Consider the following 23831-nt stretch of genomic DNA (forward strand, 5'->3'; position numbering starts at 1 on the left):
CGATGACCCTGCGCCTGAGCGTGGCCGAAGCCAGCGCCACCGGCCCCCGGGAAGAAAACCAGGACGCCATCCGCGTGGTCACGCCCACCCCGGCCCTGGCGGCGAGCAAGGGCTACCTGTTCGCTCTCGCCGACGGCGTGAGCCAGTGCGCCGACGGCGGGCTGGCGGCGCGGGCCACCCTGCAGGCGCTGGCCCTGGATTACTACGCCACGCCGGAAACCTGGGCCGTGGCGCAATCCCTGGACCGCCTGCTGGTGGCGCATAACCGCTGGTTGCAGGCCAATGGTGGCGGCCAGCCGCTGTTGACCACCCTCAGCGCCCTGGTCCTGCGCGGCCGGCGCTTCACCCTGGCGCATGTCGGCGATTGCCGGGCGTACCGCTGGCACCAGGGCGAACTGGAGCGCATCAGCGAGGACCACGTCTGGGAACAGCCGGGCATGCAGCACGTGCTCAAGCGTGCCCTGGGCCTGGACCAGCACCTGGTGGTGGATTACCTGGACGGCGAGCTGCGCGAGCAGGAGCGCTTCCTGCTGGTCAGCGATGGGGTCTGGGCGGCACTCGGTGACAACGCCATCCGCCATATCCTGCACGACGAACAGGACCTGAACGGCGCCTGCCAGGCCTTGGTGCGGGCCGCGCACCTGGCCGGCAGCCAGGACAACGCCAGCGCCCTGCTGCTGCAGGTCGATCAGCTCCCCGAAGGCGACTTGGCCGACACCCTGGCGCAGCTGGACCAGCGGCCTATCCCGCCCAGATTGCGGGACGGCCAGGCGTTCGAAGGCTGGCAGGTGGAGCAGTTGCTGGCCTCGTCACGCCAGTCACTGGTGTACCGGGTGCGCGACGCCCAGGCCAATCGCTGGCTGCTGAAAACCCTGCCGCAGAGCCGTCTGGATGACCCGCAGGCCGGCCCGGCGCTGCTGCAGGAGGAATGGTTCCTGCGCCGGGTGGCCGGCCGCCACTTCGCCCAGGTGCATGCCGTGCCCCAGCGCCAGCACCTGTATTACGTGCAACGCGAGTACCCGGGCCAGACCTTGGACGAGCACCTGCGCCTGAACGGCCCGATGAACCTGGCGGAGTGGCAGGACATCGCCCCGCGCCTGCTCAAGGCCCTGGGCCTGCTGCACCGGCGCAATATCCTGCACCGCGACATCAAGCCGGAGAACCTGCTGTGGGGCGACGACGGCGAGCTGCGCGTGCTGGATTTCGGCCTGGCCTACTGCCCCGGCCTGTCCCGCGATGGCGACCACGACCTGCCCGGCACCCCCAGCTACATCGCCCCGGAAGCCTTCAGCGGCGCGGCGCCGAGCACCGGCCTGGACCTGTACGCCGCCGGAGTGACGCTGTACCACCTGCTCACCGGGCACTACCCCTACGGCGAGATCGAGGCCTTTCAGAAGCCCCGTTTCGCCAACCCGACCCCGGCCAGCCGCTACCGCCCCGACCTGCCGGCCTGGCTGGACGAAACCCTGTCCCGCGCCGTTGCCGCCGACCCGGCCCAGCGCTTCGAGACCGCCGAGGAATGGCTGCTGGCCCTGGAACAGGGTGAGCGCCAGTCGCTCAACAGCCGCCCGCGCCCGCTGCTGGAACGCGAGCCGCTGAAGGTCTGGCGCGGGGTGGCGCTGGTGTCCCTGGCGATCAACCTGGTGCTGCTGGTGGTGCTGGTCAGTTGAACGGCTCGACCGCAGCGCCCTGGGTATCGCTTCGCTCAACCCAGGCTACGGCGACAGCGGCGCACCAAAGCGGCGCTTCAGGCATCGCAACGGTGCAGCGCCGTCTGCCATCAGGCGTCGGCGCAAGGCGTAAGGGCTGATAAACCGGGGCTGGAGCGACTTGGCACAGCCTCTGCATTGCCTTGAGCACAACTTCATAAAGCGCAGCCTTCAACGAAGACGGCTGCACTTCCCGACAGAACGGGACTTGGACAAAGGCGTCCTCGCTAGGCAACTGGCGGGACGCCTTTTTTGTTTTTTTCCGTGATTCACAGGCAGGAGATAACCGGCATGAAAAAACTCAAGCTGGTAATGATCGGTAACGGCATGGCCGGGGTACGCACCCTGGAAGAGCTGCTCAAGCTGGCCCCGGACCTCTACGACATCACCGTGTTCGGTGCCGAACCGCACCCGAACTACAACCGCATCCTGCTCTCGCCGGTGCTGGCCGGCGAGCAGACCTTCGACGAGATCGTGCTCAACGACCTCAACTGGTACGCGGAAAACGACATCAAGCTGCTGCTCGGGCGCAAGGTGGTCGAGATCGACCGCAAAAACCGCCGGGTGATCGCCGACGACGGCAGCGAAGCCGAGTACGACCGCCTGCTGATCGCCACCGGCTCCCTGCCGTTCATCCTGCCGATCCCGGGCAAGGACCTGGCCGGCGTGATCGGCTACCGCGACATCGCCGACACCCAGATGATGATGGACACCGCCAAGACCCATAAACACGCGGTGGTCATCGGCGGCGGCCTGCTCGGCCTGGAGGCCGCCAACGGCCTGAAGCTGCGCGGCATGGACGTGACCGTGGTGCACATCGGCGACTGGCTGCTGGAGCGCCAGCTCGACCGCACCGCTGGCGAGCTGCTGCAGAAATCCCTGGAAGACCGTGGCCTGAAGTTCCTGCTGCCCAAGCACACCGCCGAACTGCTGGACAACGGCGACGGCCGGGTCTGCGCGGTGAAGTTCAAGGACGGCGACGTGATCCCCGCCGACCTGGTAGTGATGGCCGCTGGTATCCGCCCCAACAGCGAGCTGGCGGAAAAGGCCGGCATCGCCTGCAACCGCGGCATCCTGGTCAACGACACCCTGCAGACCTACGACCCACGCGTCTACGCCATCGGCGAATGCGCCAGCCACCGCGGCATCGCCTACGGCCTGGTGGCACCGCTGTTCGAGCAGGCCAAGGTCTGCGCCAACCACCTGGCCCAGCTCGGCTACTCGCGCTACCAGGGCTCGGTGACCTCCACCAAGCTCAAGGTCACCGGCATCGACCTGTTCTCCGCCGGCGAATTCATGGGCGCCGAAGGCACCGAGACCATCACCCTCTCCGACCCCATCGGCGGCGTGTACAAGAAGCTGGTGATCAGGGACGACGTGCTGGTCGGCGCCTGCCTGTACGGCGACACCGCCGATGGCGGCTGGTACTTCCGGCAGATCCGCGAGAACTACAACGTCAGCGAGATCCGCGACCACCTGATGTTCGGCGAGAACGCCATCGGCGACGTCGGCCACCAGGGCGCCGACAAGACCGCCAACATGCCCGACAGCATGGAAGTCTGCGGCTGCAACGGCGTGTGCAAGGGCACCATCGTCAAGGCCATCCAGGAAAACGGCCTGTTCTCCATCGACGACGTGAAGAAGCACACCAAGGCCGCCAGTTCCTGCGGCTCCTGCACCGGCCTGGTGGAGCAGATCCTGATCAGCACCGTGGGCGGCGCGGCGGACGTGAAGCCCAAGAGCGAGAAAGCCATCTGCGGCTGCAGCGACCTCAACCACGGGCAGATCCGCAAGGCGATCCGCGAGGAGCACCTGACCAGCCTGGCGCAGACCATGGCCTTCCTCAACTGGACCACGCCCAACGGCTGCGCCACCTGCCGTCCGGCGCTGAACTACTACCTGATTTCCACCTGGCCGGGCGAAGCCAAGGACGACCCGCAGTCGCGCCTGATCAACGAACGCGCCCACGCCAACATCCAGAAGGACGGCACCTACTCGGTGGTGCCACGCATGTGGGGCGGCGTGACCAACCCGTCCGAGCTGCGCCGCATCGCCGACGTCGCCGACAAGTACAACGTGCCGATGGTCAAGGTCACCGGCGGCCAGCGCATCGACCTGCTGGGCATCCGCAAGGAAGACCTGCCGGCGGTGTGGAAGGAGCTGGACATGCCGTCCGGCCACGCCTACGGCAAATCCATCCGCACCGTGAAGACCTGCGTGGGCAGCGAGTTCTGCCGCTTCGGCACGCAGAACTCGACCCAACTGGGCATCGACCTGGAGCACGACCTGTTCAACATGTGGTCGCCGCACAAGGTCAAGCTGGCGGTCTCCGGCTGTCCGCGCAACTGCTCCGAGGCCGGCATCAAGGACGTCGGTATCATCGGCGTGGACTCCGGTTTCGAGATGTACATCGGCGGCAACGGCGGGATCAAGACCGAGGTCGCGGAGTTCTTCGTCAAGGTCAAGACCGCCGAGGAAGTGCGCGAATACAACGGCGCCTTCCTGCAGCTGTACCGCGAGGAAGCCTTCTACCTGGAACGCACGGTGCACTACCTGCAGCGCGTCGGCATGGCCCACATCAAGAAAGCCGTGCTCGAAGACGCGGAGAATCGCAAGGCGCTCAACGCCCGGCTGCAGTTCTCCCTGTCGTTCGAGCAGGACCCGTGGAAAGAGCGCATCGAAACCCCGCAACTGAAGAAAGAGTTCGACCGCATCAACCTGGTGCAACTCGAGGAGGCAACCGTATGAGCTGGCTGGATATCTGCGCCCTGGACGAGATCAACCCGCTGGGTTCGCGCATCGTCGCCGGGCCCAAGGGCGACATCGCCATCTTCCGCACCAGTGACGACGACGTATTCGCCCTCGACGACCGCTGCCCGCACAAGGGCGGCCCACTGTCCCAGGGGCTGATCTACGGCAAGCGGGTGTCCTGCCCGCTGCACAACTGGCAGATCGACCTGGACAGCGGCGAAGCCGTGGCGCCGGACGTGGGCTGCGCCCACCGCCACCCGGCCAAGGTCGAGAACGGCCGCGTGCTGCTGACCCTCGCACCACGCAACTAGTCCGTCCGGTGGGAGGGGCTTCAGCGGCGACTGTCGCGGCTAAAGCCCCTCCCACTCCTTCCCCGCCTCCGCCAGGAATTGCGAACATGGCCAGCCCTACTCAAGTCACCGCCTCCACCTGCTGTTACTGTGGCGTCGGCTGCGGCGTGCTGATCGAGCACGACGGCGAGCGGATTCTCGGCGTGACCGGCGACCCCGACCATCCAGCCAACTTCGGCAAGCTGTGCAGCAAGGGTTCGACCCTGCACCTGACCGGCGACCTCGACGCCCGCGGCCTGTACCCCGAGCTGCGCCTGGGCAAGGGCCTGGCCCGCGCCCGCAGCGACTGGGACAGCGCCCTGGACCACGCCGCCAGCATGTTTGCCGAGACCATCCGCGAGCACGGCCCGGACAGCGTGGCCTTCTACATCTCGGGGCAACTGCTGACCGAGGACTACTACGCCTTCAACAAGCTGGCCCGTGCCCTGGTCGGCACCAATAACATCGACAGCAATTCGCGCCTGTGCATGTCCTCCGCCGTGGTCGGCTACAAGCGCAGCCTCGGCGCCGACGCGCCGCCGTGCAACTACGAAGACATCGAACAGAGCGACTGCCTACTGATCGCCGGCAGCAACATGGCCTATGCCCACCCGGTGCTGTTCCGCCGCCTGGAAGAAGCCAAGGCGCGCCGCCCGCAGATGCAGGTGATCGTCATCGACCCACGGCGCACCGACACCTGCGACCTGGCCGACCTGCACCTGGCGATCCTACCGGGTACCGACGTGGCGCTGTTTCACGGCATCCTGCACATTCTGCTGTGGGAAGGCTGGATCGACCGCACCTACATCGAACAGCACACCGAAGGCTTCGACGCGCTGAAGAGCCTGGTGCGCGACTACACGCCCGGCAACGTGGCGGATATCTGCGGCATCTCCCTGGAGCAGCTGCAGGCCTGCGCCGAGATGATCGGCAAGGCGCCGAGTTTTCTCTCGCTGTGGTGCATGGGCCTCAACCAGTCCAGCGCCGGCTCCGCCAAGAACAGCGCGCTGATCAACCTGCACCTGGCCACCGGACAGATCGGCAAACCCGGTGCCGGCCCCTTCTCCCTCACCGGCCAGCCGAACGCCATGGGCGGCCGCGAAACCGGCAGCCTGAGCAACCTGCTGCCCGGCCACCGCGAGGCCGGCAATGCCGAGCACCGCGCCGAAGTGGCGCGTTACTGGGGCGTGGAGTCCCTGCCGGACACCCACGGCCTGAGCGCCATCGAGCTGTTCGACGCCGTCCATGCCGGAAAAATCAAGGCCCTGTGGATCGCCTGCACCAACCCGGCCCAGTCGCTGCCTGACCAGGGCAAGGTCCACGAAGCCCTGGCCAACTGCCCGTTCGTGGTGGTCCAGGAAGCCTTTTTCACCACCGAGACCTGCCAGTTCGCCGACCTGCTGCTGCCCGCCGCCAGCTGGGGCGAGAAGGAAGGCAGCGTGACCAACTCAGAGCGCCGCATCAGCCATGTGCGCCGCGCCGTGCCAGCGCCCGCAGAGGCGCGGCCGGACTGGGCGATCACCACCGATTTCGCCCGTCGCCTGGAAACCCTGCTCCGCCCCGGCCTGCCCAGCCTGTTCGCCTTCGACAACAGCGAAGCGCTGTTCGAGGAGTACAAACACCTGACCCGCGATCGCGACCTGGACCTCTCGGGTATCAGCTACGCGCTCCTCGACCGCCAAGGTCCCCAGCAATGGCCGTTCCCGGCCGGCGCCACCCAGGGCACACCGCGCCTGTACGGCGACGGGATATTCCCCACCGAGAGCGGCCGGGCGCGCTTCCATGCGGATCCGTACCGTGCGCCCAAGGAGAAACGCGAGGCGCGCTTCCCCCTGACCCTCAACACCGGCCGCCTGCGCGACCAGTGGCACGGCATGAGCCGCACCGGCACCGCCGCGCGCCTGTTCGGTCACGCCCCGGAAGCGGTGCTCAGCCTGCACCCGGACGAAATGCGCCGGCGGCGCCTGCAGGCCGGTGACCTGGTCAAGGTGCGCAGCCGCCGCGGCAGCCTGATCCTGCCGGTGCAGGCCGACGACGCCATCCGTTCCGGCCAGGCCTACCTGCCGATGCACTGGGGCAACCGCTTCCTCAAGGGCCTGGGCACCAACGTGTTGACCCTGCCGGCCTTCGACTCACTGTCCAAGCAGCCGGAGCTGAAGCACGCCGGTATCGAGGTCAGTGCCGTGGAACTGCCCTGGCACCTGTTCGCCCTGGTCGAAGGCGATGTGCAGCGCCGGCTCAGTGCCCTTCGCCCGCTGTTCGAGGATTTTGCCTACGCCAGCTTCACCCTCACCGGTCGGGAGCGCCCGGCCCTGTTGATTCGCGCCGCCAGTGCCGTGGCCCCGGAAGCCGAGCTGCTGGCACGCATCGACGCCCTGCTGGCGGTGGATGCCGGCCCGGTGCTGGCCTACGACGACCCGCGGCGCAGGGTCGGCAAGCGGGTGCGCATCGAAGACGGTCGCATCGTCAGTATCCGCCTGGCCGGGGAAACCGCCGCCCGGGAATGGCTGAAAGGCCTGTGGCAGGACGGCAAGGCCGATGCCGACCTGCGCCGCTGGTTGCTCGCGCCACTGGCGACGCCACCGGGCAATGCCGGCGCCTCGCCACGCGGCAAGACCCTGTGCAACTGCCTGAACGTCAGCGAAGGCGCGGTCTGCGCCGGCATCGACCGCGGGCTCGACCTGAACGGGCTGAAAGACGAACTCAAATGCGGCACGAGCTGCGGCTCCTGCGTGCCGGAAATCAAACGCCTGCTGGCCACCCGGCCGCTGGCTGTGAGCGCCTGAGATTCCCCCAAGGGAACAGACTGGAGGTAACACCATGAATGGCAAAGTCTGGCTGGTAGGCGCAGGCCCTGGCGATCCCGAATTGCTGACTCTCAAGGCGGTCAAGGCGCTGAACCAGGCCGATATCGTGATGATCGATGACCTGGTCAACCCAGCGGTGCTGGAACACTGTACCGGCGCCCGCGTGGTGCCGGTGGGCAAGCGCGGCGGCTGCCGCTCGACGCCCCAGGCCTTCATCCACCGCCTGATGCTGCGCTACGCGCGCCAGGGCAAGTGCGTGGTGCGCCTGAAAGGCGGCGACCCATGCATTTTCGGCCGTGGCAGCGAAGAAGCCGACTGGCTGGGCGAACACGGCATCGCCGTGGAAATCGTCAACGGCATCACCGCCGGACTGGCGGGCGCGACCCAATGCGGTATCCCCCTGACCCTGCGCGGTGTGGCCCGTGGCGTGACTCTGGTGACGGCCCATACCCAGGATGACAGCAGCCTGAACTGGCAAGCCCTGGCCCAGGGCGGCACCACGCTGGTGGTGTACATGGGCGTGGCCAAGCTGCCGGAAATCCGCGAAAGCCTGCTGGCCGGCGGCATGCGCGCCGACATGCCGGTGGCGATGATCGAAAACGCCTCCCTGCCCCACCAGCGAGAATGCCGCAGCACCCTGGCCGACATGCAACAGGCCGCCCAGGCCTTCGAACTGAAAAGCCCGGCGATCCTGGTGATCGGCGACGTGGCGGCAGCCGCGCAGACCCAGGCAATGGCCATCAGCGCCTGAACACGCGGCAAAAGCTTCGCCCCGGGGCGGGGCTCCTACAAACCGAGGCCACCTGTGCGCCTGTGGGAGCCGCGCCCCGCGGCGAATGACAGGGTCGACGCGGCCTCGCTGAAGGTCTGAGAAGCACGTAGGGTGAATGATGCTCGTTTCATCCACCATCGGTTGGCCATGCACGGTGGATGGATAAAGCGTCATCCACCCTACGGGAACGGCGGAGCTCTTTGCCTTCTGATCGTTCCCACGCTCCGCGTGGGCATGCATCCCGTGACGCTCCGCGTCACCCAAGGCGCTGAGGGGTATCGCGTTGCTCAACCCATCCTACGAATACAGGCGACACGTAGGGTGGATGACGCTCTTTTCATCCACCACCGGTTGACCACGCACGGTGGATGGATAAAGCGTCATCCACCCTACGGGAACTGTGAAATCGGGGGTGCCTGCAGGAAAAAGCTCGCGGGCGAGCCCGCTCCTACAAAGGGATCGCATCCAGCCAGCACCACGCCGCTTTTTCACAGGCAAAGAAAAACCCGGCCGAGGCCGGGTTTTTCGTGAAGCCAAGGCCAATTACTGGGCTTGGGCTTCTACTTCGGCTTCTACGCGACGGTTAACGGCGCGGCCGGAGTCGGTGGCGTTGTCGGCAACCGGACGGCTCTCGCCGTAGCCAGCTGCGTTGACGCGGTCACCTTCAACACCGTACTGGTTGACCAGAACGTCACGAACAGCGTTTGCACGACGCTCGGACAGCTTCTGGTTGTAGGCGTCAGTACCGACGGAGTCGGTGTGGCCTTCAACAGTGGTGGTGGTTTGCGGGTACTGCTTCATGAAGTCAGCCAGGCTCTTGATGTCGCCGTAGCTTTCTTCTTTGACCTGGGCCTTGTCGAAGTCGAACTTAACGTCCAGCTCGACGCGAACGACCTGGGCAGGCTCTTCAGCCGGAACCGGCTCAGGCATCGGCTCAGGAGCAGCTGCTACGACCGGAGCCGGAGCAGGCTTGGAACCGCCGCCGAAGTTCAGACCGACACCCACGCCGGCTTGCCATTCGGTGTCACCCTGGTCGATGTTGTACAGCGCGTCCACACCTACGCGGGTGTAGAAGTTTTCGGTGAAGTAGTACTTCGCACCGGCACCGGCGGTAGCCAGTGTCGAGTGGTTACGACCACCGGAAGTGGTGTTGCTGATGCTCTGGTGAGCGAAGCCACCGGAGACGTACGGACGCAGGCCAGCGCCAGGGGTACCGAAGTGGTACAGGGCCTTCAGGTCAGTCTGGCTGCCTTTGATGTCCTTGTTACCCAGCGACTCCTCGCCGCGGATGTCGTGGTACTCGCCGTAGCCGAGAACCAGCTCGACATCGTCGGTCAGGAAGTAACCAATCGAAGCGCCGAACAGGTTGCCCTGGTCGTCGTCGTAGCCACGCTGGGAGTCAGTGAAGTAGCGATTGGCGAAGCCTTCCACCTCGACTGCGCCTTGGCCTTGAGCCAGCACGCTCATGGAGGAAGCAGCGACAAGAGAGCCAATGACTACGCCTAAGGTGTTTTTCAATTTCATCCGTTAAATCCCCATCTTGGTGATTGATTGTGCTGCGTGCAGGTAGACACGCAATACAGTGACAAGTTTTAACAACCTGTCCTTACGTAAGAGACGGTCTGCCCCGAACTAACTTTCGGTAACGCCGGCAAACTTCTCTCGTAATCGGTCCAATGCGCGCTTGTAGCGCATTTTCGTGGCGCTGAGCCCCATGTGCATGATGTCGGCGATCTCCTGGAACTCCAGCTCCGCGACAAAGCGCAGTACCAGAATCTCCCTGTCGATCGGATTGACGTGCACGAGCCAGCGATCCAATCCTCCTCGTTCCTCCGCTTTCGGCGCCTTTTCTTCCGAGGCCTCCTCGAGCGGGTCCAAGCTGAGTGCATCCATCAGGCGACGTTTGCGTCGCTCCTTGCGGTACTGGGTAATGCACTCGTTGTAGGTGATGCTATAGAGCCATGTCTTGAACTTCGACTTGCCTTCGAAGTTCTTCAGACCGTAAAGAACTTTCAACATGACTTCCTGACAGACATCGTCGGCGTCACGATCGTTCCCTAAATATCGCGCACATACGTTAAATAATGTGCGTTGGTAGCGGCGCATCAACTCTTCATACGCACGCGTAATGTGAAACAACTCGTCATGCGCGCGCGCCACCAGCTCCTCGTCCGAGAGCGCGCGGGGGTCGTAACGCATAGACAACGATTGGGTTGTATTCAAAACGGGTCGGGCCGACAGTCAGGACGAAAGCCGCCACCGCCTGACGGATCAGGCTGTTGGGCGGCGGCATACATTAGCAGGGATTGGCGTGTTAGCGGCTGCTTACCCGTTGTTCGAGCAGCGTCCGGTTGGCCACCGAGACCAACTCACCCGCTTCGGTTAACAGGATAGTCTTGACCGTGCCAATTTCCTCGATCTGCCCTTCGACCTCACCGACCTGTACTTGTTGCCCGACTTGGTACAACTCCCGCACGTAAATCCCCGCCAGGATCTGCCCGGCGATTTCCCGGCTGCCCAGCCCCAGGGCCAGCGCCACGGCCAGCCCGACGGAAATCAGGACGATGGCGATGACGTTGTTGAGCAGGTCGGTCTTGACCTCCAGCTGGCCGATGGCCACGGAGATGCTGATGATGATAACCAGGCCCTGGGCAATGCGCCCCAGGCCGTTCGCATAGTCCAGCCCGACGCCTTCGGCGGCGCCGCGCACCAGGCCGCTGACCAGGTGGGCCAGCAGCACGCCGGCCACCAGCACCAGGGCGGCGCCGAAGACCTTGGGCAGGTACAGGGCCAGCACGTCCAGGGTGGCGGATACCCGCTCCAGCCCCAGGGACTCGGCGGCCGAGACCAGGAAGATCAGCAGCACGAACCAGTAGATGATCTTGCCGATCAGGGTCGACACCGGCACCTGGATGCCGGCGCGGCTCAGCAGCTTGGTCAGGCCGGTACCGGCCATCAGGCGGTCCAGGCCGAGCTTGCCGAGCAGCTTGGAGAGCAGCGTGTCGAGCAGCTTGGCCACGACGAAGCCGAGCAGCACCAGGATCAGCGCCACGAACAGGTTAGGGATGAAGCCGGCAACCTTGGTCCACAGCGCGGTCATTGCGCTGATCAGGCTTTGGGTCCAGGGGTCGAGTTCCATTTCAGTCAGCCTTGTCAGTAGAGCGAGCAGAAGTCGTGCGGCGCGAGACTGGCGCCACGTGGGACGAACCGTTGTTCAGGGCGATCATCAGGGCGCCTACCCAGTGCCCCATCAGGGCGAACAGGTCACCCGCGCCGACCTGGCGGTTGGCGGTCTTGAGTACGCGATGCAGGCAGGCATCGTCGTCATGGCTGGACGACGGCGACTTGAGCAGATCACGCAGGGATTCTTCGAATGGATCGTGCATGACGCACCTCACAGGATGTGTCGTTTAGATAAAAAGTGCATTCGACGAGTCACATCAGACCCAGCGCAAGCGACGAAACAGCCACAGCTGCCCCAGGGCCACGACCCCGATGAGCAGGCAGGCGATGAGAAAGCCGTAGTCGCTGTCCGACCCGGGAATCCCACCGACGTTGATGCCCAGCAGGCCGGTGAGAAAGCTCATCGGCAGGAAAATCCCGGTAATCACACCGAAACGGTACATGGTGCGGTTCATCCGCTCGTCCATGCGCCGGTTTTCGGCCTCCAGCACCAGGTTGACCCGCTCGCGACTCAGGTCCAGCTCTTCGAGGTAACGGGTCAGGCGGTTGTGCAGTTCGTTCCAGTAATCGGTGTCGTCGTCGACGAACCAGGGCTGGTGGTTGCGGGCCAGTTGCGCGTAGATATCGCGCTGGGGCGCCAGGAACCGCCGCAGGCTGGCCGCACGCCGACGCATGTGCATCAGGCTGCCGTGGTCGATCGACGAGCGTGCGTCGCGGTCGAACAGCTCCTCCATCTCGTCGACCTGCTCCGACAGTTGGGTCACCAGGGCGTCGACCTTGTCCGTCAGGTAGTTGGCCAGGCTGAGGATCAGCTCGGACGAGGTTTTCGGGCCGTTGCCCATCATCAGGTCGGCAATCAGCTCTTCGGTGGCCCGCAGGGGCCGCAGACGCAGGGAGATCACCCGGCGGGCATCGGCGTAGATGCGCAGCGACACCATGTCCTCGGGTTCGGCGCCGGGGTTGAGGTTGACCCCGCGCAGGAACAGCAACAGCGCCTGCTCGGCCAGCGGCAGCATGCGCGGACGGGTGTTTTCCTCCAGCAGCAGGCCACCGGCGAAATGGCTCAGGCCGCTGTCCTCGCGCAGCCAGCGCTGGGTATTGGCGTGGCCCCGGTCCCAGTGCAGCCAGAGGCTTTCCTCTTCGCCCAGGTGCAGGTCGGCCAGTTGCTCGGCCGAGATGACGCGCGCCCCGCCCTGGCCATCCAGGACGAACGCGTGCACCAGCCCATACTGCGCGGTGTCGTGTTGCTGCATCCTCACTCCCGAATCGCCTGGTTCATTCCGGCATGGTCAATGGGCTGGGCGAAACGATGATGCCGTTGTTGTCGGCATACAGGTACTCGCCCGGGCGGAAGGTCACGCCGCCGAAGGTCACGGGCACGTTGAGGTCGCCAATGCCGCGCTTCTCGGTCTTCTTCGGGTGGCTGGCCAGGGCCTGGATGCCCAGCTCGGTCTGCGCCAGCACGTCCACGTCACGCACGCAGCCATACACCACGATGCCTTCCCAGCCGTTCTTCGCAGCCTTTTCGGCCAGCATGTCGCCCAGCAGCGCGCAACGCATCGACGCCCCGCCATCCACCACCATCACCTTGCCCTTGCCGGGCAGGTCGACCTGCTCCTTGACCACCGAGTTGTCCTCAAAGCACTTGACGGTGACGATCTCGCCGCCGAAGGAGTCGTGGCCACCGAAGTTGCTGAACATCGGCTCGACGACCTGAACCAGGTCCGGGTAGGTGTCACACAAGTCAGGCGTGATGTAGTGCATGGCAAAACTCCTCATGGGTAACAGGGTTCGTTGCGCATTCCGGTACGGCCTCTGGCCCGGTCGATCCAGGGCATGGGCCCCGCATTCGAAAACACGGCACCAGCCTGCCCGCAGAAAATGACCAGAAAACCATCTGGCGTCACATATTAGCCGGATGCAGGCTCCGGCGAAATGCCTGTATCCCGCTCAAGCGCGGCCATTTCCGCCTCTGCCGCCACCTGGGGGCTCTTGCGCAACCACTGTTCCACCAGCGGCCAGACTTCCTGTTGCGCCTCTTTGCTCACCAGCATCGCGACATGCCCGAAATCGCTGGTGAACCCCTCGCCCTTGCCCAGGCAGAGGTATTCCCTGACCGCGGAGCCGAACTGGTCGAGCAGCGCGCGGCAGGCCCAGGCCGGGTCCTGAGCGTCGCCGGTGGCGGTCACCGCCATCACCGGCACCCGCACCTCGGCCAGGCCAGCCCACCAGTCGCGCTCGCTGTCGCCGAAACGACCGAACAGGCCATGCCAGCGCAGGCTTTCCAGGGCCACGCCAATCGGCTCGTCTTCCGGGCCGCGCTTGAGGCGATGGCCCGACAGCACCGGAAAACACCTGAGCAGCAGGCGCGCGGCCCACTCCACCGGCGGAATCTTCAACGGCCAATAGGTGCGGCTGACCTGGCTGCCGAACAGCACGGCCGAGGCGATACGGCCCTCGTCCAGGTAACGCCCGCCCAGCGCCCCCGCCAGGGTCACGCCGCCCAGGGAATGCCCCAGCCAGTGGGCCTTCTGCGGGTTCTGCTCATGGATGAAGGCGGCGATCGCCGGCAGGTCGTAGCGCGCGTAGTCGCTGACCCGGTTCGCGCGATAGGCCTGGTTGCGCGGCGACAGGCCGTGGCCACGCATTTCCGCGATCCATACGTCATAACCGGCACGCGCCAGGTACGGCCCCAGGCCGATGCCCCTGGGCGAATACCAGAAACGGCGGTTGGAAAAACTGCCGGGGACCAGCACCACCGGTACCCCGCGCGCACCCTCCTCGCCGGCGCGGCCCAGTCGGGTCAGCGCCAGTTCGACGGTGAAATCGTTGCTGTTGCCTGGTTTCAGGCGATACACATCCTCGCTCAGATCACCGCGAAACTCCGCACTGATCAGGGCGACGGGAAAAAGCTCACTGCTGCTTTGCATCGTTCTCGCTCTGGTACAAAAAATTGCCGAGGGCAACTTTTCACGTCGCTGGCGACGGCCCGCACAGTGGCCGCCAGCAATGGCAGGCCACAAAAAAGGGCAGGATCAACCTGCCCTTGTACAGCTAGGTCGACTGGCGAATCAGGCTTGTGGGCCTTCCGCGAGGAAGAACCAGGTGTCGAGCACCGAGTCGGGGTTCAGCGAGACGCTCTCGATGCCCTGCTCCATCAGCCAGCGCGCCAGGTCCGGGTGGTCCGAAGGGCCCTGGCCGCAGATGCCGATGTACTTGCCGGCCTTGTTGCACGCCTGGATGGCGTTGGAGAGCAGCTTCTTGACCGCCGGGTTACGCTCGTCGAACAGGTGCGCCACGATGCCGGAGTCGCGATCCAGACCCAGCGTCAGCTGGGTCAGGTCGTTGGAACCGATGGAGAAGCCGTCGAAGAACTCCAGGAATTCCTCGGCCAGGATGGCGTTGGACGGCAGCTCGCACATCATGATGACCTTCAGGCCATCCTGACCGCGAACCAGGCCGTTCTCGGCCAGCAGGTCAACCACCTGGCTGGCTTCGCCCAGGGTGCGCACGAACGGCACCATGATCTCGACGTTGGTCAGGCCCATCTCGTTGCGCACTTTCTTCAGCGCACGGCATTCCAGCTCGAAGCAGTCGCGGAACGATTCGCTGATGTAGCGCGAGGCGCCACGGAAGCCGAGCATCGGGTTCTCTTCTTCCGGCTCGTACAGCTTGCCGCCGATCAGGTTGGCGTATTCGTTGGACTTGAAGTCCGACAGGCGCACGATGACCTTCTTCGGCCAGAACGCCGCGGCCAGGGTGCTGATGCCCTCGACCAGCTTCTCGACGTAGAAACCGACCGGGTCATCGTAGCCGGCGATGCGCTTGTCGACGCTGTCCTTGATCTCCGGCGGCAGGCCGGCGACGTTCAGCAGCGCTTTCGGGTGCACGCCGATCATGCGGTTGATGATGAATTCCAGACGGGCCAGGCCCACCCCTTCGTTCGGCAGCTGGGCGAAGTCGAACGCGCGGTCCGGGTTGCCGACGTTCATCATGATCTTGAACGGCAGCTCCGGCATGGCATCGACGGAGTTCTTGCGGATGTCGAAGCCCAGTTCGCCTTCGAAGATGAAGCCGGTGTCGCCCTCGGCGCAGGACACGGTCACGCCCTGACCGTCTTTCAGCACCTGGGTGGCGTTGCCGCAACCGACCACGGCCGGAATGCCCAGCTCACGGGCGATGATCGCCGCGTGGCAGGTACGGCCGCCGCGGTTGGTGACGATGGCGCTGGCGCGCTTCATCACCGGCTCCCAGTCCGGGTCGGTCATGTCGGAGACCAGCACGTCGCCCGGCTGGACCTTGTCCATTTCCGAGACGTCATTGATCACGCGGACCTTGCCGGCGCCGATCTTCTGGCCAATCGCGCGGCCTTCGACCAGCACGGTGCCGGTTTCCTTGAGCAGGTAGCGCTCCATCACGGTGGCGCTGGCGCGGCTCTTCACGGTTTCCGGACGGGCCTGGACGATATACAGCTTGCCGTCGTCGCCGTCTTTGGCCCACTCGATGTCCATCGGGCGGCCGTAGTGTTTCTCGATGATCAGCGCCTGCTTGGCCAGCTCGCTGACTTCGGCGTCGCTGAGGCAGAAACGGGCACGGTCGGCGCGGTCGACGTCGACCACCTTGACCGACTTGCCGGCCTTGGCTTCTTCGCCGTAGATCATCTTGATGGCTTTGCTGCCCAGGTTGCGGCGCAGGATGGCCGGGCGGCCCGCTTCCAGGGTTTTCTTGTGCACGTAGAACTCGTCGGGGTTCACCGCGCCCTGCACCACGGTCTCGCCGAGGCCGTAGGCGCCGGTGATGAACACCACGTCACGGAAGCCCGATTCGGTGTCCAGGGTGAACATCACGCCGGCGGTGCCGGTTTCCGAACGCACCATGCGCTGCACACCGGCGGACAGGGCGACCAGCTTGTGGTCGAAGCCCTGGTGCACACGGTAGGCGATGGCACGGTCGTTGAAGAGCGAGGCGAACACTTCCTTGGCCGCGCGGATCACGTTGTCCACGCCGCGGATGTTGAGGAAAGTCTCCTGCTGGCCGGCGAACGAGGCGTCCGGCAGGTCTTCGGCAGTAGCGGAGGAGCGCACGGCGACGGCCATGTTGTCGTTGCCGGCGGACATGGCGGCGAAGGCGGTACGGATCTGCACGTCCAGCTCGGCCGGGAACGGCGCGTCCATGACCCACTGACGGATCTGCGCACCGGTCTTGGCCAGGGCGTTCACGTCATCGACATCCAGGGCATCCAGGGCAGCGTGGATCTGGTCGTTCAGGCCGCTCTGCTCGAGGAAATCCCGATACGCCTGGGCGGTGGTGGCGAAGCCACCGGGAACCGATACACCGGCGCCGGCCAGGTTGCTGATCATCTCGCCCAGGGAGGCGTTCTTGCCCCCTACGTGCTCGACATCGTGGTTGCCGAGCTTATCGAGGGAAACTACGTACTCTGCCAAGGTGATCTCTCCACTAAAATGTTGGAAAAGCTCAGAACCGGGTCGAGGTCCGCCGTGCAGGCTCGAAACGGTTCTCTGGGGCTGGGAAAGCTCGGCGGACATGTCCGCACGATTGTGGCCTGGCCCTGGAAAATAAGTAACAATGCCAACCCGTTCAGGCCAGCAAAAGCGGGCCTATGATAGCCAAGATTCGTCCTCAGCTTAAGGCCCATGGCGCAAATGAAACGAACCGCTTTCTTCATCTCCGATGGCACCGGCATCACCGCCGAAACCCTGGGTCAGAGCCTCTTGGCGCAGTTCGAAACCATCGCGTTCACCAAGCTCACGCGGCCGTACATCGACAGCGTGGAAAAAGCGCGCGCAATGGTACAACAAATCAATACCGCTGCCGAGAAAGACGGCTCCCGGCCGATCATCTTCGACACCATCGTCAACCAGGAGATTCGTGAGGTCCTGGCGCAGTCCAATGGCTTCATGATTGACATCTTTTCGTCCTTTCTTTCTCCCCTGGAGCAGGAACTGACCTCCCATTCGTCCTATTCGGTCGGCAAATCCCACTCCATCGGGCACAACTCCAACTACATGGAGCGTATCGAAGCGGTGAACTTCGCCCTCGACAACGACGATGGCGCCCGCACCCACTACTACGACAAGGCCGACCTGATCCTGGTTGGCGTCTCGCGCTGCGGCAAAACGCCCACCTGCCTGTATATGGCAATGCAATACGGAATTCGTGCGGCCAATTATCCGCTGACCGAAGAGGACATGGAGCGCCTGCAGTTGCCCAATGCCCTGAAGAAGTACAAGGACAAGCTGTTCGGCCTGACCATCGACCCGGACCGCCTCACCGCGATCCGCAACGAGCGCAAGCCCAACAGCCGCTATGCCAGCTATGCGCAGTGCGAGTTCGAGGTGCGCGAGGTGGAGAACCTGTTCCGCCGCGAGAACATCAACTTCATCAATTCCACGCATTTTTCCGTGGAAGAGATTTCCGCCAAGGTCCTGGTAGAAAAAGGCGTCGAGCGGCGCCTCAAGTAACCCCCGCAACGCCGGACGCCACTCAGGCCTGACCTGGCGTCCGGTCGCCCACCCCCAGGCTGCGCTGCATGAGCACCGTGTCCAGCCAGCGCCCGTGCTTGAACCCCACCGACTCGAACACGCCCACCCGGCGGAAGCCCAGGCGCTCATGCAGGGCGATCGAGGCGCGGTTTTCGCTGTCGCCGATCACCGCCACCATCTGCCGCCAGTCGCCACGCTCCACCAGGGCGATCAGCTCACCGAGCAAGGCCCGGCCGATGCCCTGGCCCGCCAGGTCGGCACGTACGTAGACCGAGTTTTCGATGGTGTGCCGGTAGGCCGGACGCGGCCTGTACGGCGTCGCGTAGGCATAACCGAGCACCTCCCCCGCCCGCTCCGCGACCAGGTAGGGCAGACCGGCGGCCAGGACGGCCGCGTGGCGCCGGTGCATGTCCTCGACGCTCGGTGGTTCGATCTCGAAAGAAGCCGTCCCGTGCAGCACGTGATCGGTGTAAATGGCGGCCACCGCCGGGATATCCAAGGCGACGGCGGCGCGTAGCGTCAAAGCGGGCATAAGGTTCTCGGGTTGTTCAGGTCCGGTACAGCATCAAAAGGCATCCCCGGGCACGCGCACCCAGCCTTCCATCAGGATGCGGGCGCTGCGGCTCATGATCGCCTTGGTCACCGTCCATTCGCCGTCGACCTGTTTCGCCTCGGCGCCAACGCGCAGGGTGCCGGACGGGTGGCCGAAGCGCACCGCGCTGCGCTCACCGCCACCGGCGGCCAGGTTGACCAGGGTGCCGGGCACCGCCGCCGCCGTGCCAATGGCCACTGCGCAGGTGCCCATCATCGCGTGGTGCAGCTTGCCCATGGACAGCGCACGGACCAGCAGGTCGACGTCGCTGGCCTGCACTGCCTTGCCACTGGACGCCTGGTAGGTCTGCGGCGGGCTGACGAAGGCGATCTTCGGCGTGTGCTGGCGGGTTGCGGCCTCTTCGGCCGTCTTGATCAAGCCCATGCGCAGTGCGCCGGCCACGCGAATCTTTTCGAAACGCGCCAGTTGCGCCGGGTCGCCATTGATGGCCTCGCGCAATTCGGTGCCCTGGTAGCCAATGTCCGCGGCGTTGACGAACACCGTGGGAATGCCGGCGCTGATCATGGTGGCCTTGAAGGTACCGACACCGGGCACCTCCAGATCATCGACCAGGTTGCCGGTGGGGAACATCGAACCGCCGTCCTCGCCATCATCCGACGGGTCGAGGAATTCCAGCACGATCTCCGCCGCCGGGAAGGTCACGCCATCGAGCTCGAAGTCGCCGGTTTCCTGGACCTGGCCGTTACGGACCGGCACGTGGGCGATGATGGTTTTCTGGATATTGGCTTGCCAGATGCGCACCACACAGGTGCCGTCCTGCGGAATGCGCGCCGGATCGACCAATCCAGCGTGGATGGCGAACGCCCCGGCGGCGGTGGAGAGGTTGCCGCAATTGCCGCTCCAGTCGACGAACGCCTTGTCGATGGACACCTGGCCGTAGAGGTAGTCCACGTCGTGCCCCGGCTGGCTGCTCTTGGACAGGATCACGCATTTGGAGGTCGACGACGTGGCGCCGCCCATGCCGTCGATGTGGGCGGAATACGGGTCGGGGCTGCCGATCACCCGCATGAACAGGCGGTCGCGGGCCTCGCCCGGCACCTGGCAGCGCTCGGGCAGGTCCTGCAGGCGGAAGAACACGCCCTTGCTGGTGCCGCCACGGAAATAGGTGGCGGGGATCTTGATCTGCGCGTGAAAGGCCATGATTGCTTCCTGGCTGACAGGTGACATGAAAAAAGGTGGGTGAATCGCAATGGCGATCCACCGCGGTATTTGCCTGGTGGATGAAAAAAGCGTTAATCCACCCTACGGTACTGCGATGTCTCGTAGGGTGGACCACGCTTCACCGATCCTCCATCGGTGTTTGCCCGGTGGATGAAAAAAGCGTCATCCACCCTTGCTGCGTCAGGCCACCGCCCCTTGCAGGAAGTCCTTGGCAAAACGCTGCAGCACACCACCGGCGTTGTAGACGCTCACGTCCGCGGCGGTGTCCAGGCGACAGGTCACCGGCACCCGGACCACCTCCCCGTTGCGGCGGTTGACCACCAGGGTCAGGTCGCAGCGCGGCGACACCACGCCTTCAATATCGTAGGTCTCGGTGCCGTCCAGGCCCAGGGTCAGGCGCGTGGTGCCCGGCTTGAACTCCACCGGCAATACGCCCATGCCCACCAGGTTGGTACGGTGGATGCGCTCGAAGCCCTCGGCCACGATCACCTCGACCCCCGCCAGGCGCACGCCCTTGGCCGCCCAGTCGCGGGACGAGCCCTGGCCGTAGTCGGCACCGGCGACGATGATCAGGTTCTGCTTGCGGTTCATGTAGGTCTCGATGGCTTCCCACATGCGCATCACCTGGCCTTCCGGCTCGACCCGGGCCAATGAGCCCTTCTTCACCTGGCCATCGACCACCACCATTTCATTGACCAACTGCGGGTTGGCGAAGGTGGCGCGCTGCGCGGTCAGGTGGTCGCCGCGGTGGGTGGCGTAGGAGTTGAAGTCTTCTTCCGGCAGGCCCATTTTCGCCAGGTATTCGCCGGCCGCGCTGTCCAGCAGGATGGCGTTGGACGGCGACAGGTGGTCGGTGGTGATGTTGTCCGGCAGGATCGCCAGCGGCAGCATGCCCTTGAGCGTGCGCTCGCCGGCCAGCGCGCCTTCCCAGTACGGCGGGCGGCGGATGTAGGTGGACATCGGGCGCCAGTCGTACAGCGGGCTTTCCGCTTCCTGCACGCTGCCCAGGTCGAACATCGGGATGTAGACCTGCTTGAACTGCTCGGGCTTCACCGACGCGGCGACGATGGCGTCGATCTCCTCGTCGGAGGGCCACAGGTCCTTCAGGGTGACGGGGTTGCCGTCACGGTCGGTGCCCAGCGGGTCCTGCTCGATGTCGAAGCGCACGGTGCCGGCGATGGCGTAGGCCACCACCAGCGGCGGCGAGGCGAGGAACGCCTGCTTGGCATAGGGGTGGATGCGTCCGTCGAAGTTGCGGTTGCCCGAGAGCACCGCGGTGGCGTACAGGTCGCGGTCGATGATTTCCTTCTGGATCACCGGGTCCAGCGCGCCGGACATGCCGTTACAGGTGGTGCAGGCGTAGGCGACGATGCCGAAACCGAGTTTCTCCAGCTCGGGCAGCAGCCCGGCCTCCTCCAGGTACAGGCGGGCGACCTTGGAACCCGGCGCGAACGAGGTTTTCACCCAGGGCTTGCGCACCAGCCCCAGGGCGTTGGCCTTCTTCGCCACCAGACCGGCGGCGACCACGTTGCGCGGGTTGGAGGTGTTGGTGCAGCTGGTGATGGCCGCGATGATCACCGCGCCATCGGGCATCAGGCCCTGGGCTTCTTCGGCCCGGCCGCTGAGCAGCTTGGCGCCGTCGGCAATGCCGCGCTCGGCCAGGGCCGAGGTCGGCAGGCGGCGGTGCGGGTTGGACGGGCCGGCCATGTTGCGGCCCACGGTGCCCAGGTCGAAGCTCAGCACCCGTTCGTATTCGGCGGTCTTCAGCGCGCTGCCCCACAGGCCGAGGGTCCGGGCGTAGTGCTCCACCAGCGCCACCTGTTCCGGCTCGCGGCCGGTGAGCTTCAGGTAATCGATGGTCTGCTCGTCGATGTAGAACATCGAGGCGGTAGCGCCGTACTCCGGGCACATGTTGGAAATGGTCGCGCGGTCGCCGATGGACAGGCTGTCCGCCCCCTCACCGAAGAATTCGACCCAGGCGCCCACCACCCGCTCCTTGCGCAGGAATTCGGTAATGGCCAGGACGATGTCGGTGGCGGTGATGCCGGGCTGGCGCTTGCCGGTCAGCTCGACACCGACGATGTCGGGCAGGCGCATCATCGACGGATGGCCGAGCATCACGGTCTCGGCTTCCAGGCCGCCGACGCCGATGGCGATCACGCCCAGGGCGTCCACGTGCGGGGTATGGCTGTCGGTGCCGACGCAGGTGTCAGGGAAAGCCACGCCGTCGCGCGCCTGGACCACCGGGCTCATTTTCTCCAGGTTGATCTGGTGCATGATCCCATTGCCGGCGGGGATCACGTCGACGTTCTTGAACGCGGTCCTGGTCCAGTCGATGAAGTGGAAGCGGTCCTCGTTGCGGCGATCCTCGATGGCGCGGTTCTTCTCGAAGGCGTCCGGGTCGAAGCCCGGCGCCTCCACGGCCAGGGAGTGGTCGACGATCAGCTGGGTCGGCACCACCGGGTTGACCTTGGACGGGTCACCGCCCTGCTCGGCGATGGCGTCGCGCAGGCCAGCCAGGTCGACCAGGGCGGTCTGGCCGAGGATGTCGTGGCAGACCACCCGCGCCGGGTACCAGGGGAAATCCAGGTCGCGCTTGCGGTAGACCAGTTGCTCCAGCGAGGCGGTCAGGTCCTGCGGCTCGCAGCGGCGCACCAGCTGTTCGGCCAGCACGCGGGAGGTGTAAGGCAGCTTTTCCCAGGCGCCGGCCTGGATCGACTCGACCGCCTCGCGGGCGTCGAAGTAGTCCAGTGCCGTACCCGGCAGGTTCTTGCGGTAGAGGCTGTTCATTTACTGGCGGTCCTTGAGGGGCACGAAGGCCAGGTCTTCGGGGCCGACATAGTTGGCGCTCGGGCGAATGATCTTGCCGTCGATGCGTTGCTCGATGACGTGGCTTGACCAGCCCGAGGTGCGGGCGATGACGAACAACGGGGTGAACATGGCAGTGGGCACACCCATCATGTGGTAGCTGACGGCGCTGAACCAGTCGAGGTTGGGGAACATCTTCTTGACCTCCCACATCACGCTCTCCAGGCGCTCGGCGATGTCGTACATCTTGGTACTGCCCTGCTCCTGGGACAGCTCGCGCGCGACGTCCTTGATCACCTTGTTGCGCGGGTCGGCCACGGTATAGACCGGGTGGCCGAAACCGATCACCACCTCCTTCTTCTCCACCCGGGCACGGATGTCGGCTTCGGCTTCGTCCGGGTTGTCGTAGCGTTTCTGGATCTCGAAGGCCACCTCGTTGGCGCCACCGTGCTTGGGCCCGCGCAGCGCACCGATACCGCCGGCGATGGCGGAGAACATGTCGGAGCCGGTGCCGGCGATCACCCGGGAGGCGAAGGTCGAGGCGTTGAATTCATGCTCGGCGTACAGGATCAGGCTGGTGTGCATGGCCCGCACCCAGCTGTCGCGCGGGGCTTCGCCGTGCAGCAGGTGGAGGAAGTGCCCGCCGATGGAGTCATCGTCGGTTTCCACCTCGATGCGCTTGCCGTTGTGGCTGAAGTGGTACCAGTACAGCAGCATGGAGCCGAGCGAGGCCATCAGCTTGTCGGCGATGTCCCGGGCGCCCGGGTGGTTGTGGTCGTCCTTCTCGGGAGACAGGCAGCCCAGCACCGACACCCCGGTGCGCATCACGTCCATCGGGTGCGCGGAAGGTGGCAGCTGCTCCAGGGCACTCTTCAGCGCGGCCGGAATCCCGCGCAGGGCCTTGAGCTTGGCCTTGTAGCCCTTGAGTTCGGCGGCGGTGGGCAGCTTGCCGTGCACCAGCAGGTGGGCGATTTCCTCGAACTCGCAGGTGGTGGCGACATCGAGGATGTCGTAGCCACGGTAATGCAGGTCATTGCCGCTGCGGCCGACGGTGCACAGTGCGGTGTTGCCGGCGGCGGTGCCGCTCAGGGCGACGGATTTCTTCGGCTTGAAGCCCGGGGCGGTGGTGTCAGTGGCGCTCATGGTTATCTCCTCCGATCTTTATTGTTCTGGTGCGCTCGGCGTACGGTGGGCT

The 23831-nt window shown here is 65.2% G+C and carries 18 protein-coding genes; 6 read left to right on the plus strand and 12 right to left on the minus strand.

The annotated features are described in order from the left end of the window. The first annotated feature begins 2 nt into the window (after positions 1-2). The 5 genes from N5C28_RS00510 (at position 3) to cobA (ending at position 8347) form a co-directional block, all read left to right on the plus strand. A complete protein-coding gene (locus N5C28_RS00510) occupies positions 3-1670 on the plus strand; it encodes a bifunctional protein-serine/threonine kinase/phosphatase (RefSeq protein ID WP_279818851.1) in 1668 nt (555 codons plus the stop codon). Between the two features lie 330 nt (positions 1671-2000). Beyond that, complete coding sequence (nirB, locus tag N5C28_RS00515) at positions 2001-4457, plus strand: nitrite reductase large subunit NirB (protein WP_279818852.1); 2457 nt, start codon at positions 2001-2003, stop codon at positions 4455-4457. Further along, positions 4454-4771 carry a nitrite reductase small subunit NirD gene (gene nirD, locus N5C28_RS00520; protein WP_279818853.1) on the plus strand — a complete coding sequence of 106 codons (318 nt, stop codon included), beginning with the start codon at positions 4454-4456 and terminating at the stop codon, positions 4769-4771. The genes nirB and nirD overlap by 4 nt, the downstream gene beginning before the upstream one ends. 86 nt (positions 4772-4857) lie before the next feature. Continuing rightward, entirely contained in the window at positions 4858-7575 is a 2718-nt protein-coding gene (locus N5C28_RS00525) for a nitrate reductase (RefSeq protein ID WP_279818855.1), read from the plus strand. A 34-nt stretch (positions 7576-7609) separates the two neighbouring features. Beyond that, on the plus strand, positions 7610-8347 hold the full coding sequence (gene cobA, locus N5C28_RS00530) for a uroporphyrinogen-III C-methyltransferase (protein WP_279818857.1): 738 nt from the start codon (positions 7610-7612) through the stop codon (positions 8345-8347). A gap of 564 nt (positions 8348-8911) precedes the next feature. On the opposite strand, the gene N5C28_RS00535 is transcribed toward cobA, so the two are convergent. The 8 genes from N5C28_RS00535 to ppsA all read right to left on the minus strand — a co-directional run bounded on the left by N5C28_RS00535 (position 8912) and on the right by ppsA (position 16995). After that, positions 8912-9892 (minus strand): OmpA family protein, encoded by a 981-nt coding sequence (locus N5C28_RS00535; protein WP_279818859.1) that lies wholly within the window; start codon positions 9890-9892, stop codon positions 8912-8914. A 108-nt stretch (positions 9893-10000) separates the two neighbouring features. Beyond that, positions 10001-10591 carry an RNA polymerase sigma factor SigX gene (gene sigX / locus N5C28_RS00540; protein WP_279818860.1) on the minus strand — a complete coding sequence of 197 codons (591 nt, stop codon included), beginning with the start codon at positions 10589-10591 and terminating at the stop codon, positions 10001-10003. A 91-nt stretch (positions 10592-10682) separates the two neighbouring features. After that, positions 10683-11507 carry a mechanosensitive ion channel domain-containing protein gene (locus N5C28_RS00545; RefSeq protein ID WP_279818863.1) on the minus strand — a complete coding sequence of 275 codons (825 nt, stop codon included), beginning with the start codon at positions 11505-11507 and terminating at the stop codon, positions 10683-10685. A 1-nt stretch (position 11508) separates the two neighbouring features. After that, positions 11509-11754: a CrfX protein gene (locus N5C28_RS00550; protein WP_279818866.1), complete on the minus strand. Its 246-nt coding sequence runs from the start codon at positions 11752-11754 to the stop codon at positions 11509-11511. 54 nt (positions 11755-11808) lie between these two features. After that, on the minus strand, positions 11809-12804 hold the full coding sequence (locus N5C28_RS00555; protein WP_279818867.1) for a zinc transporter ZntB: 996 nt from the start codon (positions 12802-12804) through the stop codon (positions 11809-11811). Between the two features lie 22 nt (positions 12805-12826). Next, positions 12827-13315, minus strand: a complete 489-nt coding sequence (gene rraA, locus N5C28_RS00560) for a ribonuclease E activity regulator RraA (protein WP_279818868.1) — start codon at positions 13313-13315, stop codon at positions 12827-12829. A 146-nt stretch (positions 13316-13461) separates the two neighbouring features. Further along, a complete protein-coding gene (locus N5C28_RS00565; protein ID WP_279818871.1) occupies positions 13462-14481 on the minus strand; it encodes an alpha/beta fold hydrolase in 1020 nt (339 codons plus the stop codon). A gap of 141 nt (positions 14482-14622) precedes the next feature. Next, on the minus strand, positions 14623-16995 hold the full coding sequence (gene ppsA / locus N5C28_RS00570; RefSeq protein ID WP_279818872.1) for a phosphoenolpyruvate synthase: 2373 nt from the start codon (positions 16993-16995) through the stop codon (positions 14623-14625). 219 nt (positions 16996-17214) lie between these two features. On the opposite strand from ppsA, the gene N5C28_RS00575 reads away from it, so the two are divergent. Then, positions 17215-18033, plus strand: a complete 819-nt coding sequence (locus tag N5C28_RS00575) for a kinase/pyrophosphorylase (protein WP_279818875.1) — start codon at positions 17215-17217, stop codon at positions 18031-18033. 22 nt (positions 18034-18055) lie between these two features. Here the strand turns inward: N5C28_RS00575 and N5C28_RS00580 are convergent, their stop codons facing one another. The 4 genes from N5C28_RS00580 to prpC all read right to left on the minus strand — a co-directional run bounded on the left by N5C28_RS00580 (position 18056) and on the right by prpC (position 23779). Next, complete coding sequence (locus tag N5C28_RS00580; protein WP_279818876.1) at positions 18056-18586, minus strand: GNAT family N-acetyltransferase; 531 nt, start codon at positions 18584-18586, stop codon at positions 18056-18058. Positions 18587-18619: 33 nt separating this feature from the next. After that, positions 18620-19807 (minus strand): 2-methylaconitate cis-trans isomerase PrpF, encoded by a 1188-nt coding sequence (gene prpF, locus N5C28_RS00585; protein ID WP_279818878.1) that lies wholly within the window; start codon positions 19805-19807, stop codon positions 18620-18622. Positions 19808-20008: 201 nt separating this feature from the next. Beyond that, the gene (gene acnD / locus N5C28_RS00590) at positions 20009-22618 is read right to left on the minus strand and encodes a Fe/S-dependent 2-methylisocitrate dehydratase AcnD (RefSeq protein WP_279818880.1); all 2610 of its coding nucleotides are present in this window, start codon (positions 22616-22618) and stop codon (positions 20009-20011) included. Continuing rightward, positions 22619-23779, minus strand: coding sequence for a 2-methylcitrate synthase (prpC, locus tag N5C28_RS00595; RefSeq protein WP_279818882.1), 1161 nt, complete (start codon positions 23777-23779; stop codon positions 22619-22621). Between the last annotated feature and the right edge of the window lie 52 nt (positions 23780-23831).

The sequence above is a fragment of the Pseudomonas sp. GD03944 genome (genome assembly GCF_029839275.1).
In the GTDB taxonomy this organism is placed as follows: Bacteria; Pseudomonadota; Gammaproteobacteria; order Pseudomonadales; family Pseudomonadaceae; genus Aquipseudomonas.

What these genes read in the sequence shown, in the direction of transcription:
- nirB (WP_279818852.1), top strand. Translation starts at nt 2,001, where the DNA reads ATGAAAAAACTCAAGCTGGTAATGATCGGTAACGGCATGGCCGGGGTA.
- N5C28_RS00535 (WP_279818859.1), bottom strand. Translation starts at nt 9,892, where the DNA reads ATGAAATTGAAAAACACCTTAGGCGTAGTCATTGGCTCTCTTGTCGCT.
- N5C28_RS00555 (WP_279818867.1), bottom strand. Translation starts at nt 12,804, where the DNA reads ATGCAGCAACACGACACCGCGCAGTATGGGCTGGTGCACGCGTTCGTC.
- N5C28_RS00510 (WP_279818851.1), top strand. Translation starts at nt 3, where the DNA reads ATGACCCTGCGCCTGAGCGTGGCCGAAGCCAGCGCCACCGGCCCCCGG.
- nirD (WP_279818853.1), top strand. Translation starts at nt 4,454, where the DNA reads ATGAGCTGGCTGGATATCTGCGCCCTGGACGAGATCAACCCGCTGGGT.
- acnD (WP_279818880.1), bottom strand. Translation starts at nt 22,618, where the DNA reads ATGAACAGCCTCTACCGCAAGAACCTGCCGGGTACGGCACTGGACTAC.
- N5C28_RS00575 (WP_279818875.1), top strand. Translation starts at nt 17,215, where the DNA reads ATGAAACGAACCGCTTTCTTCATCTCCGATGGCACCGGCATCACCGCC.
- N5C28_RS00550 (WP_279818866.1), bottom strand. Translation starts at nt 11,754, where the DNA reads ATGCACGATCCATTCGAAGAATCCCTGCGTGATCTGCTCAAGTCGCCG.
- prpC (WP_279818882.1), bottom strand. Translation starts at nt 23,779, where the DNA reads ATGAGCGCCACTGACACCACCGCCCCGGGCTTCAAGCCGAAGAAATCC.
- N5C28_RS00545 (WP_279818863.1), bottom strand. Translation starts at nt 11,507, where the DNA reads ATGGAACTCGACCCCTGGACCCAAAGCCTGATCAGCGCAATGACCGCG.
- rraA (WP_279818868.1), bottom strand. Translation starts at nt 13,315, where the DNA reads ATGCACTACATCACGCCTGACTTGTGTGACACCTACCCGGACCTGGTT.
- N5C28_RS00525 (WP_279818855.1), top strand. Translation starts at nt 4,858, where the DNA reads ATGGCCAGCCCTACTCAAGTCACCGCCTCCACCTGCTGTTACTGTGGC.
- cobA (WP_279818857.1), top strand. Translation starts at nt 7,610, where the DNA reads ATGAATGGCAAAGTCTGGCTGGTAGGCGCAGGCCCTGGCGATCCCGAA.
- N5C28_RS00565 (WP_279818871.1), bottom strand. Translation starts at nt 14,481, where the DNA reads ATGCAAAGCAGCAGTGAGCTTTTTCCCGTCGCCCTGATCAGTGCGGAG.
- N5C28_RS00580 (WP_279818876.1), bottom strand. Translation starts at nt 18,586, where the DNA reads ATGCCCGCTTTGACGCTACGCGCCGCCGTCGCCTTGGATATCCCGGCG.
- prpF (WP_279818878.1), bottom strand. Translation starts at nt 19,807, where the DNA reads ATGGCCTTTCACGCGCAGATCAAGATCCCCGCCACCTATTTCCGTGGC.